This window comes from Paenibacillus albidus (assembly GCF_014644435.1).
GTDB classification, from domain to species: Bacteria; Bacillota; Bacilli; order Paenibacillales; family Paenibacillaceae; genus Paenibacillus_AQ; species Paenibacillus_AQ albidus.
On sequence record NZ_BMKR01000008.1, the window covers coordinates 242134 to 256798 of the forward strand.

The window sequence follows — 14665 nt, forward strand, 5'->3', positions numbered from 1 at the left end:
CTACATTCTGATGTTAATGTCTGCTATAGATGCTTATTCTTAAAAAGGAGGCCTTACGGCCTCCCCATGTGCAGGTTTCCGTCTTAGACGGAAACCACCTCGTATACTGAAATCATCTCAATCAGCCTCCTTCCAGAAGTAATCTGCCCGGCCGGACACTTATTATTAAGCCATACCTGGAAGCATGTTACAAGTTCAAGAACAGTTATAACTGTTCTTCACCAAGAAGAGAGGGCTGTTTTTATTACCCAACGGGGTGCTACTTTCCCGTGGTCGGCCACCGCCAATACCAGGTTGAGAAGATGGAGTCCAGCCATTCGTCATCTATCCATCTATCTCATCTATCCATCTATCTTCCATCTATCCATCCATTCGTTCATCCGTCCACTGCATTTTGTACATCAGGATGCGAGATAACCCGGCTCATATTCAATTTGACTGCATTTGATGCATCAGAAACAGCAGTAAAGGCTGTAAAACACCAGATTTCTAATTTCTCACTGTACAAAATACATCAGAATCGACTTTTAAGCCATCCCGGAGCGATTCTACTGTACCAAATACATCAGAACTGCGGCGGGGCGGGGCGGCGCAGCGCGGCGGGCGGGAAAGCACGACTTAACTAGCTACTCCAGCACCGGCCAACCCAAGACTGTCTCTTCTCCAGTGGCTTGCACATAGGCGGGCATTCTTCCGTTATGGAGTAGCCACAGCTCATGCAGCGCCCGGGTACAGCCGACGTACATCAGCTTCGCGTCCCAGGCTGCTGTACCGTAGTGATCTAGATCCGCATCCGTCAGGATGACCGCATCGAATTCCAGACCTTTGGACAAGTACACCGGCAGCACCGACAGCCCGCCCATATATTGGGTCATGCTGCCATCGATCAGGTGGATATCCTCAAAGTGGGCAGCGAGCACAGTGTACAGCTCCTGCGCTTCACGGAGTGTACGGGCCAGCACCGCTACGGTCCGGTATTCCCGGCCCGATAATGCTGCCAATGCTGAACGCACAGCACTTATCCGGTCCGTCTCATCTGCCGGGCATTCAGGCCCTTGTTCTCCATAACCGATCAGACGAACCGGATTGCCGCTGCGGAACACAGGTACAGCAAGCAGCGGACTATGTACCCCCGAAGACAGGATTCCATTGGCGAATTCAATAATCTCCATGGTCGAACGGTAACTCCGCGTGAGCGCGTGATAGGCTGTATGCTCGGGAGCGAACAGCGATTGCATTTCGTCCCAGGCATGGACACCTTTATACGCATGAATCCCCTGCGACAAATCTCCAAGAATAGTAAAGGAATGTCCTCGCACATACAAATCCAGGATGGCAATCTGAAAAGGAGAGAAGTCCTGGGCTTCGTCAATGACAATATGGTCGAAACGGCTGACACTTTCATTGCCGTTCAGCAGATAATGAATGTACAGCAGCGGCGGAAGATCCTCTTCCCGCACAATGCCTTTCTTCAGCGCTTTGGCTGTCTCCTTGAGCACCTCCGCCGGGATTTCCTCCGGCGCTTCCGCAGGCCAATCCCCCGGCACCTTCACCGCACGGAAAATCTGCTTGTATATCGTCAGAGGTTCATATTTGGGCCATTTGCCGCTGTACGCCTTCTCGCGTTGTGCACCCTTTTTCTTGCGCTCTTTCATCGCTGCGGCGGACGGGCTTTTTTTGAGCTCCATTTCGATCCAGCGGTGAATCCGCGCCATTACGCGTTCCTTGCGTTTCGCCGGAGGATAAGGCGCATACTCTTCATTATGCCAGCGCAGAATCATGGACCTGTGCAGCACCGCACCTTCCCAGGGAATGAAGTCCCCTTCCGGCACCGAACTGCCCTCAAGCAGCTTAATACTGGCCTCGATAATGCCCATCAGTGCCGTGGAGCCTTTGAAGCGGCCTGGCGTTTCCTCTGTAATCTCCGGCATTGCTCCCTCGGCTTCGAACCAGCGGTTCATCGTCTCCGTGGCATCCTGCTCCGGCAGCGTTAGGTCAAGCACGCCCGCGGCCCAGTCCGGAAAGGTGCTCTGCGCAATATTGCCGACCCCCAGTTCAGGCAATACGTCCGAGATATAATCCAGGAACATCCGGTTTGGGGCAAAAATTATCATTTTCTCCGCCGACACCTGATCCTTGTATTGATACAGCAGAAAAGCGAGCCGGTGCAACGCAACCGTAGTCTTGCCGCTTCCCGCTACGCCCTGGATGATCAGCGCCGTATTTTTGGCCGCCCGGATAATCTTGTCCTGCTCCTCCTGGATCGTCGAGACGATGTCTCGCAGCCGGTTGTCCTTGTTCTCACCCAGCCGGTAGACGAGGAATTCATCCGATACGGCGGGCCCGTCACTGTCGCGGTTATAGGTATCCGCCACCCGTTCCAGAATCTGCTTGCGGATCACCACGTTGCGTTTAAGATAGACCAAACCTTCAATCAATCCTTCCGGCGCTTCATAAGAGGCCGGTTCCGTACCTCCGGTAAACGAATAGAACAGGCTTGCTACCGGTGCACGCCAGTCGATGACCAGCGGGCGGTCGCTTACCTGTTCACGGTCTACGCCGATTTTGCCGATATACAGCGGCTTTCTTTCGTTCTCGTCATTGCCCTGAAAATCAAGCCGTCCGAAATAAGGCTCCTGCCTAAGCTTGGCCAGATCTTTGCGCCGCTGTTCTCTGGAGTCCTCCAGTACCTGCTCCGTGTATTCATGCCCCGTATACACAGGAATACTGCGGAGTCTCTCCAGTGTAGTATCAATCTCCTGCAGCGCGCTGTTCAGCCTGCTTTCTTCCTCTTGATAGGCACTTTGAAAATCTTCTTCCAATTTCAGTTACCTCCTAAAAGTTATTGTGAGCTTAAGTAGTCCTCATCCCTCTGTTCACACAAAAAGGATACTCATTGTAGCACACCTGGAACCCGAAATCCATATATTTCATAATTGTATATTTGTAATGTTCCGTTTAACCTGAGTTTAAATTCAGAACCAGACTGGATGCTATAATTAAAGAATAATGGCGCATGAGGTGAACTGGACATGACAACGATTTTGGTAGTGGATGACGATACACATATTCGCGAACTGGTAGGTCTGTTATTGAAAGACGAAGGTATGGAAATCGTGGAACAAACAAATGGCCTGGAAGCGTGGGATTATTATGAACATCATTCCGTCGATTTGGTCATTGTGGACATTATGATGCCTGAAATGGACGGTTGGGAGCTGTGCAGACGGCTGCGGGCTGCGGGCGACACGCCGGTGCTGATGATTACGGCAAGGAATGCGTCGGCGGATAAAATTAAAGGCTTCCAACTAGGGACGGACGATTACCTGATTAAGCCCTTTGATCCCATAGAAATGGTCATGCGGGTAAAGGCGCTGCTTAAAAGGTACCGGATTGCCACCTCCCAAACCCTTACTCTCGGCAGAGTGACGCTGGATAAAAGAAGCTATCAGGTTTTTTTGTCGGATACCGACGCTTATTGGACCCTTCCTCTGAAGGAATTTGAGCTACTGTACAGGCTGGCCAGCTATCCCGGCCAAATCTTTACCCGTGATATGCTTATTTGCGACCTCTGGGGGTACGGGTATGATGGCGATGAACGGACGGTGTACACGCATATCAATCGTCTGCGGGACAGGTTTCAGGAGTATACGGAAGACTTCCGAATCGTTACCATGCGCGGTATGGGTTACCGTCTGGAGGTTTACTGTGATTAAATCGCTTTACGCCCGCATCGTCATTACCTTTCTGTGCATTGTAACCATCAGCGTGATTCTAGGCGGGTTAATTATCAACTATTTTTATGAAAGCCATGTAGAGTCCACTGTGCAAAAGAAAATGATTGCCAACGCTGAAATGATTGTCCAGGTATACAAGCAAGTGGAGCAGGGAGGTGAGAAGACTCTTATGGAAATAAGCAACTCCTTTCCTTTCTATGCCGTACAGATCTATGACAGTTACGGAACGCTGCTTTATCCGGGGAGAACGGTGATGGATCAGCAGGAAGTTCAGCCCTATCTGCAAAAGGTGCTAAAGCAGAACGCCGGTTATCACAAGCAGTCCAATGAGAATGGAGATATTACAGTCGGCCTGCCTTTTATGCTGAACGGTTTGCCACATGCGATATTTATTACTACACAAGTGAGCATTTTACTGGATGAAATTAATGACTTGACTGAGTTTCTGCAGTTTTTTGTTCTAGGCTTGGGAAGCGTTCTGGTTCTGATAGCGACCAGGTATATTGTCAGGCCGCTGCAGGTGCTCACCCGTGCCACGCAAAGAATGGCCAAGGGTGATTTCAGCGTCAGCCTTCATACTAAACGCAGCGATGATATCGGACAGCTTACCCGAAGCTTTAACACCATGAGAGCTGAATTGGGGAGACTCGATACGATCCGTAAGCGGTTTGTTGCCGATGTATCCCACGAATTTCAATCTCCTTTAACGTCGATTAAAGGGTTTACCCATGTACTGAAGCACAAGCCTATGGACGAGCAGAGCCGTATACGGCTGCTGAGTATTATTGAGGAAGAGAGCAACCGGCTATCCCGGCTGTGTGTTGATTTGCTGGAATTATCCAGCCTGGAACACGAGCAGTTGCGGCTGGCACCGCAAACGTTTCGCCTGGATGAGCAGCTGCGAAAATCCGTAATTCGGCTTGAACCGCAATGGTTCATCCATAATCTGGATATCCAGCTGATACTGGAGCCGATTTCCATCCTGGCCGATGAAGACCAGCTGAATCAGGTGTGGATCAATATCATTGGCAACAGCATCAAATTTACCGGCCATCAGGGAAGAATCATCGTGGCAGCCCGGAAGCAAGGGCAGAACGTGCTGGTCACCATTACGGACAACGGCATCGGTATAGCGGAGGAAGACCTCAGCCAAATTTTCAAGCCGTTCTATAAAGCGGACAAAGCCAGAAACCGGAATGTCAGAGGCAACGGCATCGGTCTGTCCATCGTAAAGCAAATTGTGGATCTCCATCATGGACAAGTCGAAGTGTCCAGCAAAGTCGGGACGGGAACCACCTTCCGGGTCACCTTTCCCCAACATTTTGCTGAGCCTGAATTGTAATCATCTATTCACAGTCAAAGCCCTAAGTAGAATGTTATGCATGAACAGAATAATTTCCAGAATAAGAAGCAATAAACTCAGTGTTATTTTGATTGCGGTAAGGTCATTTATTTGAAGGAGGAATTCATTTGAAAAGAAATCTGTGGATCGCAATCTGTATCTTTCTGGCTGTCAGCGCAGCGGGCCTGTACACTTTAGTAAATGTGAAGGGGGACAAGAAGCAGCCGCCCGTAATTGATGCGGCTCAGCGTTTAGTAAATGTGAAGGGGGACAAGGAGCAGCCGCCCGTAATTGATGCGGCTCAGCGTCAACTTTGGCAGTCGGAAGTCGGCTATAATTACATATTGGAAATGGACAGCAAATCGGTTATCCTCTACAGCTACACCAAGGATAGCTTGCTGCCGTTTGGTCAAGGTCATGTGGAGGAGGACGGCGATATTTATATGAATATTATTTATGGCAACACCAAGTCGCTTGAAGGTAAGGATATTAGGTTGGGGCGCTTTAACAACGGCAGATTGACTGATAATTTGGGCTTTGTAAATCGTTTTAAACGGATTGATCATTTACCCGAAGTAACGTTTAAAGGCTTCAGCAAAGACCCGGTTGACAATTTTGAAGTGTTCTGGAAAACCTTCGAAGAAAATTTCAGTTTCTTTCCTATCGTAAAGGTAGACTGGAAAGCGGTGTACAAGGAGTATAAGCCGAAAGTAAACGCCGCCACCTCCGATAAGGAGCTGGAGCAAATCTTCAAGGAAATGCTTGGGAAGCTGAACGACGGGCATACCAATCTAATCATAGGCGAGGAATTTTTCTCTACCAAAACGGTTGAACGAGAGGAGTTTTACAAAGCAAATCAGGAGTCCATGCAAAACAATATAGAAACAGAGTATATTAAAGGAGCGTTAAAGAGCAAGCTCGACGGAAGCATTCTCTATGGCCGAACGAAAAGCGGCGACGCTTATATCAAGCTGATTCATTTTAATGTGTCTGATGCGCAGCAAATTGACGAAGCGCTGTCCGAAATGGTAACGGATCTGGCGGACTGCCGGAACTTTATTATCGATATGCGCTTCAATGGCGGAGGTGATGACTTCTACGGATTGAAATTGGCCGGTCTGTTCACCGATGAACGAAAGCTGGCGTATTTCAAACAGGTCAGGACAGGCGGATACCGGGAATTTTCCGAGCCCTTCCCGATTTATATTGAGCCGGGAAGGCAGCGGCTTACAGCTGACAACATCGTGGTGCTGACGGGTCCATTAACAGCAAGCGCAGCGGAGACAGGGACGATGGCCTTGAAAGAACTGGACAGGGCAACAGTTATCGGCGAAAAGACCTTCGGGGTATTCTCGAATATGCTGTTAAACCTGCTGCCGAATAAATGGTTAGTCACGCTTAGTAATGAACTTTATACTTCAACCGAAGGCATCAATTACGAGCAGCTCGGTCTGCCGCCGGATGAAGAGCTGCTGATTAAGCGAGCCGATATTGATGCCCACAAGGACCCCGTTCTCATCCGGGCTATGGAACTGCTGAAAGCGGCACCTTGAGACGTGCCTATCTCGCTTGAATGACTATAGATCGAACCAAAGATGCAGCCAAAGAGTCAAAAGCAGCGAACTACAGCAGGGCATGCAGGATGAAATTCGCCACGAACAGGCCGGCGATGCCGTACAAGGCTGGCGGCACTTCCTTGCCCCGGCCCATGGCCAGCTTCACAATAGGATAAGTGATGAATCCGAATGCCATGCCGTCCACGATACTGTAAGTGAAAGGAATCATGACCATGACCAGAAAGGCCGGAAACAGCTCGGTCATGTCACTCAAATCCATCTCGCGTACGTTCTGCACCATCAGACCGCCGATCACAATCAGGATCGGCGCAATGGCGCTGTCCGGAATATAGGCGAGCAGCGGGATGAACAGGAAGGTCGCGCCGAACAGCAGCCCGGTGACCAGCGAGGTCAGGCCGGAACGGCCGCCTGCGGCAATGCCGGCCGTGGATTCGGCGGCGGCCACCACCGGACTGCTGCCGAACAGGCCTGCGGCAATATTGGCTAAGGAAAGAGCGCGCAGGCTGCTCTTGAAGCGTTCCGGCCGCCCGATCATCAGTGTCTGGGAGGAGATCAGGCTGATATTCTCAAATACAACAATCAGCAGCAGCAGGAATACGGCAATCCAGAACACCAGGCTGACGATGCCGCTCCAGTCCATGCCTGTAAAGACTTCGCCATACCCGCTGAAGACATGGCCGGTTTCCATCTGTTCCGGCAAATGGGCCGCTCCCAGCAAATAGGCGAGTCCGGTTCCGGCCAGCATGCTGATCAGCAACCCTCCGCGTGTGCCGCGAATGAACAGGACCAAGGCCAGCAGCAGGGTCACACAGGACGTAATCACCGCCGGATCGCTAAAATGTCCGATGGCCACAAAAGTTGTCCTGTGCGCAATTACAATGCCGCTTTTTTGCAGGCCGATAAAGGTCAGAAACAACCCGATGCCCACTGTGATCGCATGCTGCAGATTTTGCGGGATGGCTTCGCTGAGAATGCGGTACAGTGAAGTGAATGCCACAATAGCAAACAAAACCCCGGTCAACACCACCACCGCCAGCGCTTCCCGCCAATCCAGCTTCATGGAGTGCACCAGTGTATAGGTGAAAAAGGCATTAATCCCCATGCCCGGCACCACGATGATCGGCGTCTTGCCGCCAAATGCCATCAGCAGACAGCCGGCTATCGCCGTAAGCAGCGTAGCCACCATGCCCGCCCGCAGCGGCATCCCCGCATCATGCAGAATGGCTGCATTGACCATAACTATATATACAGAGGCAAAATACGACAGGATGCCGGCCGCCCATTCTCTTTTCCAGTCCTGGTCCGGCTCCAGCCCCACGCTGTTTCGCCAAAAATTCGATTTCATTCCAAAACCTCCACGACAATTAAGTTCTGCTGCCTTTCTATAAAAGTTGAACAAAAGAAATGCCCAATCCGCAGACAGCTTATGCTTACGATGCGAGCTTTCCTCCGGAAAGCTTTTGGGCGGTCGCTTTCGCTCTTCCAGTTCCAAACTTCCCCTTCGTTCCTTTTACTTTAGGCTGAATCATTAGTTCAAGATATATAGTATGCCATTTAATCCTACGCGCCTTGCACGAAAAATAATCAAATGACCATACAAAAAGACGTGAGCCGCCGAAATCCGGCTGCACGCCTTTTTGTCGCTGATAACATGGACTCTCCCGTTTAAACGCTGACGCCTCCGGCCTCCAGCAGATCACGCACAGCCACACTGACCATAATCAAGCCGGCTACCGGCGGCACAAACGCATTGCTGGCCGGCGGCTGCTTGGCTTTACGCCGGTCCGGTGCATCTGCAGGGACGATCTGCTCCGTGACATCCTGGCGCGGCTTCATTGGCGTCTCGGTCGAGAATACGACCTTCACGCCTTTTTTGATGCCTTCTTTGCGCAGCTTCTGGCGGATAATACGGGCAATCGGATCATACGTCGTCTTGGAGATATCGGCGACCTGAAAGCGGGTCGGGTCCATTTTATTGGCCGCCCCCATGCTGGAGATCATCGGAATCCCGCGGGCAAGACATTCCTTGATTAAATGAACCTTGTATATGATCGTATCCGAAGCATCAATTACATAATCCAGCTTATACTTGAACAGCTCTTCATACGTTTCCTCCGTATAGAACATGTTCAGGGCAATGGCCTCGCAATCCGGATTAATCAGCTTCACACGTTCTACCATCAGATCCGCTTTTTTTTGGCCCACGGTTGTGGTCAGTGCATGAATCTGACGATTGACATTGGTAATATCGACCACATCCTTATCGATCAGGATAATGCGTCCGATCCCTGAACGGGCCAGGGCTTCTACCGCAATTCCACCCACACCGCCAATGCCGAGCACCGCTACGGTACTGTTCTTCATAATGTCCAGACCTTCCGGTCCAATCGCCAGTTCCGTCCGTGAGAATTGATGCAGCATCTTGTACAACCTCCCTGTCGAAGAAACAGCTGCGCACTTGTACATAAGGGCAACAGCCGTTTGTTCGCAAAAATATATAACTTAGAAGCTCACGCTGCGCTTATACTGCGCAACATGTGGTTCTCCCCTATTCTTTGTCCTTTTCTTTCTTCGGCTTCAGGGCCAGCTTGATATGCAGCTGCTCCAACTGCGAGTTGTCCACCTGGGAAGGAGCATCCATCAGCAGATCAGTTGCGCTTGCTGTTTTAGGGAATGCAATCGTTTCACGTAGATTGGTGCGGCCTGCCAGCAGCATTATCAGACGGTCCAAGCCGAAAGCAATCCCGCCGTGTGGAGGCGTGCCGTATTCAAAGGCATCCAGCAGGTAGCCAAATTTGTCATAAGCCACTTCCGGTGTGAAGCCGAGAGCATCGAACATTTTCTCCTGCACTTCACGTTTGTAGATCCGTTGTGAACCGCCGCCAACTTCATAGCCGTTCAGGACGATATCATAGGCTTGCGCACGGATGGCACCAGGGTCGGTATCGAACAAATGCAGATCCTCATCCATCGGACGTGTGAACGGATGGTGTTCGGCTACATAGCGTTTTTGATCTTCATCATAACCAAGCAGCGGGAATTCGGTCACCCAGGCAAATTTGAATACATTGTCGTCGATGAGGCCCAGTTGACGTCCGATTCTGACCCGCAGGGCCCCCAGAACGTCGGCCACTACCTTTTTGGTATCAGCGGAGAATAGCAACAAGTCGCCTTCTTCAGCGCCCGTACGCTCTCTTACAGCCGCAATTTCTTCTTCGGAGAAAAATTTAACGATCGGACCTTTGAACTCTCCGTCTTTAACTTGAATCCAGGCCAGGCCTTTGGCGCCATAACGTGCAGCGAACGGTCCAAGGTCATCGATTTCCTTACGGGTCCACGTGCCGCAGCCTTTGGCGTTCAAGCACTTCACTTCGCCGCCTTTTTCAATGACAGAAGCGAAGACTTTTACACCGCTGGTTGCCACAATGTCATTCATCTCGATCAGCTCGAGGCCAAAACGCAGATCCGGCTTGTCGGAACCGTATTTGCCCATCGCCTCAGCATACGTCAACCGCTGGAAAGGCAGCGAGATTTCTGCGCCAATCGTCTCCTTGAACACACGTTGCATCAGCTTCTCCATCATCCCAAGCAATTCGTCCTGGGACAGGAACGAGGTCTCGATATCGACTTGCGTGAATTCCGGCTGGCGGTCGGCCCGCAGGTCCTCATCGCGGAAACAGCGGGCAATCTGGTAGTAGCGTTCAATGCCGCCCACCATCAAAAGCTGCTTGTAGAGCTGTGGCGATTGCGGCAAGCCGAAGAATTCACCCTCATGTACCCGGCTCGGTACCAGATAGTCACGCGCGCCTTCCGGCGAGCTTTTGGTCAGAATCGGTGTTTCGATATCGATGAAACCTTCGCTGTCCAGGAAGTCGCGGAAAATCTTCGACGCCTTCGAGCGGAGCAGCAAGGTTTTTTGCATTTCCGGGCGGCGCAGGTCGAGGTAACGGTATTTCAGGCGCAGCGCCTCATCCACTTCTACACCGTCTTCGATGAAGAACGGAGGTGTTTTGGCGGCGTTCAACACTTCAATGCCTGTAATCCGCACTTCAATTTCACCTGTAGGCAGATTGCGGTTCACCGTTTCGGCGTCACGCTTAACTACAGTTCCAGTAACTTCGAGTACATATTCGCTGCGGACTTTATCGGCAATTTGCAGTGCTTCACCGGAGTAGTCCGGGTTGAATACAACTTGCACAATTCCGCTCCGGTCGCGCAGATCGATGAACAGTACGCCCCCCAGGTCGCGGCGGGTCTGTACCCAGCCGTTTAAGGTTACGGTTTGTCCAATATGGGATTCCGTTAATTGTCCACAGTGGTGAGTTCTTTGCATGATTTATCATACCCCTTCATTGGTAAAATACATTGTGATAATGCTGCGGTTATATCCGTGTGAGCGCCTGAGCCAGCTCCTCCAGCTTAACGCTCCGCTGCTCCCCTGTTGCCATTGATTTCAAGGCAATGACCCCGCCGTTCAGTTCTTCTTCGCCCAAAATAGCCGTGTAGCGCGCCGACATCCGGTCCGCCGACTTCATCTGTGCCTTCATTTTGCGGCCAAGGTAATCACGTTCCGCCGAGAAGCCCAGGCTGCGCAAATGGAACAGCTGCTTGGTGATCTCCATATCGGCTTCTTCGCCAAGTGCTACAAAATACACGTCCAGCGGCTTCACCGCTTCCAGCTCAACCTTCTGATCCTCCAGAATCAGCATGATCCGCTCCAGGCCGATCCCGAAACCGATGCCCGGCTGATCCGGTCCGCCGATTTCTTCAACAAGGCCATTGTAACGTCCGCCGCCGCCCACCGTGTCAATGGACCCGATGCCGGCCGCTTTATACTCAAACGCAGTATGCGTATAATAATCCAGTCCGCGTACTAGACGGGGATTAATGCTGTATCCGACACCCATGGTATCCAGATGCAGTTTAACCTTTGTAAAATGATTCGTGCATTCTTCATCCAGACTGTCCAGAATCGACGGAGCATCCGTGAATTTGTCCTGATCCACCTTGCAATCCAGCACACGCAGCGGATTACGCTCCATGCGCCGCTGACAGTCGCTGCACAGATTGTCGCGCATCGGTCTGAGGAAACCCAGCAGTTTCTCGCGGTAGGCCGCGCGGCTTGGCGCGTTGCCGACGGAGTTAATCTCCACCTGCACATTCTTCAGGCCAAGCTCCTTGTAGAATTGGAAACCCAGAGAGATGACTTCCGCGTCAATCGCCGGATCAACCGCACCAAACGCTTCAATGCCGAACTGATGGAATTGACGGTATCTTCCGGCCTGCGGACGTTCATAGCGGAACATCGGCCCGATATAATACAGCTTGCTCACATCCGGCTCTCCGTACAGCTTGTTCTGCACATAAGCGCGCACCACGCCGGCGGTTCCTTCCGGACGAAGCGCCAAATCGCGGTCCCCTTTGTCCTTGAAGGTATACATTTCGCCTTCCACGATATCCGTGGTCTCACCTACACCCCGCTCAAATAGTCCGGTATGCTCAAACATGGGGGTGCGAATCTCCCGGTAGTTGAACCGGCGGCATAGTTCTCTGGCTTTTGCCTCGACATAATGCCATTTCTCTACAGCGCCCGGCAGCACATCCTGTGTGCCTGTAGGTTTCTCGAATCTTTCTTTTGCCACAGCCTATCCCTCCTGAAAATAACAAAAAATCCCTCGCCCTGTTCATTACAAACAGGGACGAGGGATTATCATAACCAATAATTCACCCGTGGTACCACCCACATTCCGGGTTCTGTGCTAGGCACAAGAATCCGCTCAAAGCGGTTAACGCCCGCCTACGCGCAATCGGCTACTGGCCGTGGCAGCTAAATAACAAGATGCCCACTTTCGCCGTGCGTTCTCGGGGAGGTCATTCATTCGTTCATCAACAGAATCCTTGCAGCCGAGCAGACCGTGTTGTCTGAAGCAGACATTATCCGAATCTGTATGGGATTCCTCTCTGGGGTTGTGGGTTCCGAAATACTTGGTCCCGTCATCAAATCAAATCATATTAACCTGACACTATATTGTTAGATTGTACTGAACCACTGCGCTAAAGTCAAGAAAGGAAAAAAAATGACCTGCAGCCATGGCTGCAGGTCCATCATCATATATTATAAAAAAGGGGGTCATGTCTTTATTATAAACACCGTATATTAAGGAATCATGAATGTAATATTACGAGTATATTACAGAAAAGAAAGCGTTTTATTTAAATGGACAATCCTTTGTTTTCAGTACTTTCACAGAATACCGTTTTTCGGGGATTCTGGCAATCTCCTATCCTTCCTTACATGAAAAAGAGAGAGGGGGCTGTCCCAAAAGCCATGAAATGGTACTGGGACAACCCTTGTTTTTGGAGTTGGATAGACGGTTGCGCTCGGTGAGGACGCTCCGCGAACGGACCGTTGTTCCAATCGCTGTTGTGTCCAGAATTTTATTTATTTCTCTTAGCGGTAAAAATCCGGACACAAAGGCGAACGCTATCGCTTTTCCGCGGGTCGTTCCGTTCTCTCCGCTGTTTAAGTGGGAAACGTATCTACAATCTTAAAAAAACGCAAAAAAGAAACCACTCTTTTGGTAAAATGGAGTTACCACACAACCATTCCAAAGGAGAGGTTTCTTTTGTACATCCAATATACCATGAACCAACTTTGCTTGCCATTGGATCTGGAAGAAGATATTCCCGAAAGCCACCTCGTTCGTGTCGTTAACTCAGCGGTGAATCGGCTAGACGACGCCATCTTTGACGCTGCCTATCCCGGCGGCGGCCGCGACAGTTACCATCCCAGAATGCTTACCAAAGTCATTATTTACGCCTACACCCCGCGCATCTATTCCTCCCGGCAAATCGCCAAAGCGGTCCGTGAAAACATTCCTTTCATGTGGCTGACTGGACGGCAGTGCCCGGATTTTCGCACCATCAACCGTTTTCGCGCTCAGCGGATGAAAGATGTCCTCGAAACCATACTCACTGCGGTCCTTCAATTTCTGGCGGACGAGAATTATATCTCCCTGGAGCATTATTTTGTGGATGGCACCAAAATCGAGGCGAACGCCAATCGTTACACCTTCGTATGGGGTAAGGCGGATTCTAGGGAAGCTTCCTAGGGCGGTGATTGCGGATGCAGGCTACGGTAGTGAAGAGAACTATGCGTATTTGGAAAACGAACACATGAAGTCTGTGGTCAAATACGGCAGCTACCACAAAGAAAAGAGCAAAGCGTGGAAAGAGAACGTCGGAAAGATTGAGAACTGGACGTACGACGAAGCCGAAGATACGTGGACGTACCCAGCCGGACAAACGCTGCATTTCCGCAAAGAAAGCAAGGAAACGTTGGAGAGTGGATATGAAATTCGAAAACGTCATTACCGAAGCTCAGGTTGCGACGGTTGCCTACTGAAGGAACGTTGTACAAAATCGTCAGGAAATCGGGAAGTCGTCGTCAGTTTGGAACGGCTGCGGTACCAGAGTCAAGCTTGGGAGATTCTACGGAGTGAAGAAGGTTACGCCTTGGCCATTCGCCGAATGACGGAACCGGAAAGTGTATTTGGACAACTGAAGAACAACCGGGGATTCCGGCGATTTTGGCGATGCGGCATCGAAAAAGTGACGCTGGAGGTCGGGTGGCTTTCACTTGCCCATAATCTACTGAAGCAAGCTGCAATTGATCAAAAACGCAGAGCAGCGATTCTTCAATAACAGGAGAATCGCTGCTCTGCTCACTTTTTGTGGTTTTAAGAATGAAGAAAACTGTCTCCGGTCATAGAAAATCTACTTTTGGGACAGCCCCCCCCCCTCCTTCTGGAAAAATAAGCTGTCGACAGACTTAACGGACCGGAGAAACGTTATTTCCCGAAACAAGCCCATTTTTCTGGCCAAACGGACCCAGAAGCCGCTAAATGATCCATTGGCCTTCGTTTTAGGCTAGAGATCATGATATAAGAGCTCCTGTGTACTTCTGTCAATAGAGTGGACACAGTAAAAAGGTCAATTCGCAAGCTTTA

General features: G+C 50.7%; 8 protein-coding genes and 1 pseudogene. 4 read left to right on the forward strand and 5 right to left on the reverse strand.

Annotated features, from left to right (window positions below):
- Nucleotides 1–626 precede the first annotated feature (626 nt).
- On the reverse strand, nucleotides 627–2822 hold the full coding sequence (locus tag IEY53_RS12290) for a HelD family protein (protein WP_189025237.1): 2196 nt from the start codon (nucleotides 2820–2822) through the stop codon (nucleotides 627–629).
- A gap of 210 nt (nucleotides 2823–3032) precedes the next feature.
- Between IEY53_RS12290 and IEY53_RS12295 the strand changes: the two genes are divergently transcribed.
- The 3 genes from IEY53_RS12295 to IEY53_RS12305 all read left to right on the forward strand — a co-directional run bounded on the left by IEY53_RS12295 (nucleotide 3033) and on the right by IEY53_RS12305 (nucleotide 6632).
- Complete coding sequence (locus IEY53_RS12295; protein ID WP_189025239.1) at nucleotides 3033–3716, forward strand: response regulator transcription factor; 684 nt, start codon at nucleotides 3033–3035, stop codon at nucleotides 3714–3716.
- Nucleotides 3709–5079 carry a sensor histidine kinase gene (locus IEY53_RS12300; protein ID WP_189025240.1) on the forward strand — a complete coding sequence of 457 codons (1371 nt, stop codon included), beginning with the start codon at nucleotides 3709–3711 and terminating at the stop codon, nucleotides 5077–5079. The genes IEY53_RS12295 and IEY53_RS12300 overlap by 8 nt, the downstream gene beginning before the upstream one ends.
- Before the next feature lie 128 nt (nucleotides 5080–5207).
- Entirely contained in the window at nucleotides 5208–6632 is a 1425-nt protein-coding gene (locus IEY53_RS12305; RefSeq protein ID WP_189025242.1) for a S41 family peptidase, read from the forward strand.
- A 70-nt stretch (nucleotides 6633–6702) separates the two neighbouring features.
- Here the strand turns inward: IEY53_RS12305 and IEY53_RS12310 are convergent, their stop codons facing one another.
- From IEY53_RS12310 to hisS, 4 genes are all read right to left on the reverse strand, one after another.
- Entirely contained in the window at nucleotides 6703–8001 is a 1299-nt protein-coding gene (locus IEY53_RS12310) for an NCS2 family permease (RefSeq protein ID WP_189025244.1), read from the reverse strand.
- 320 nt (nucleotides 8002–8321) lie between these two features.
- The gene (locus IEY53_RS12315; protein ID WP_189025246.1) at nucleotides 8322–9077 is read right to left on the reverse strand and encodes a tRNA threonylcarbamoyladenosine dehydratase; all 756 of its coding nucleotides are present in this window, start codon (nucleotides 9075–9077) and stop codon (nucleotides 8322–8324) included.
- A gap of 127 nt (nucleotides 9078–9204) precedes the next feature.
- Nucleotides 9205–10989: an aspartate--tRNA ligase gene (aspS, locus tag IEY53_RS12320; RefSeq protein ID WP_189025248.1), complete on the reverse strand. Its 1785-nt coding sequence runs from the start codon at nucleotides 10987–10989 to the stop codon at nucleotides 9205–9207.
- A 49-nt stretch (nucleotides 10990–11038) separates the two neighbouring features.
- Complete coding sequence (hisS, locus tag IEY53_RS12325) at nucleotides 11039–12298, reverse strand: histidine--tRNA ligase (RefSeq protein ID WP_189025250.1); 1260 nt, start codon at nucleotides 12296–12298, stop codon at nucleotides 11039–11041.
- A 984-nt stretch (nucleotides 12299–13282) separates the two neighbouring features.
- On the opposite strand from hisS, the pseudogene IEY53_RS36295 reads away from it, so the two are divergent.
- A pseudogene (locus IEY53_RS36295) lies at nucleotides 13283–14360 on the forward strand (transposase).
- Nucleotides 14361–14665: the final 305 nt, after the last annotated feature.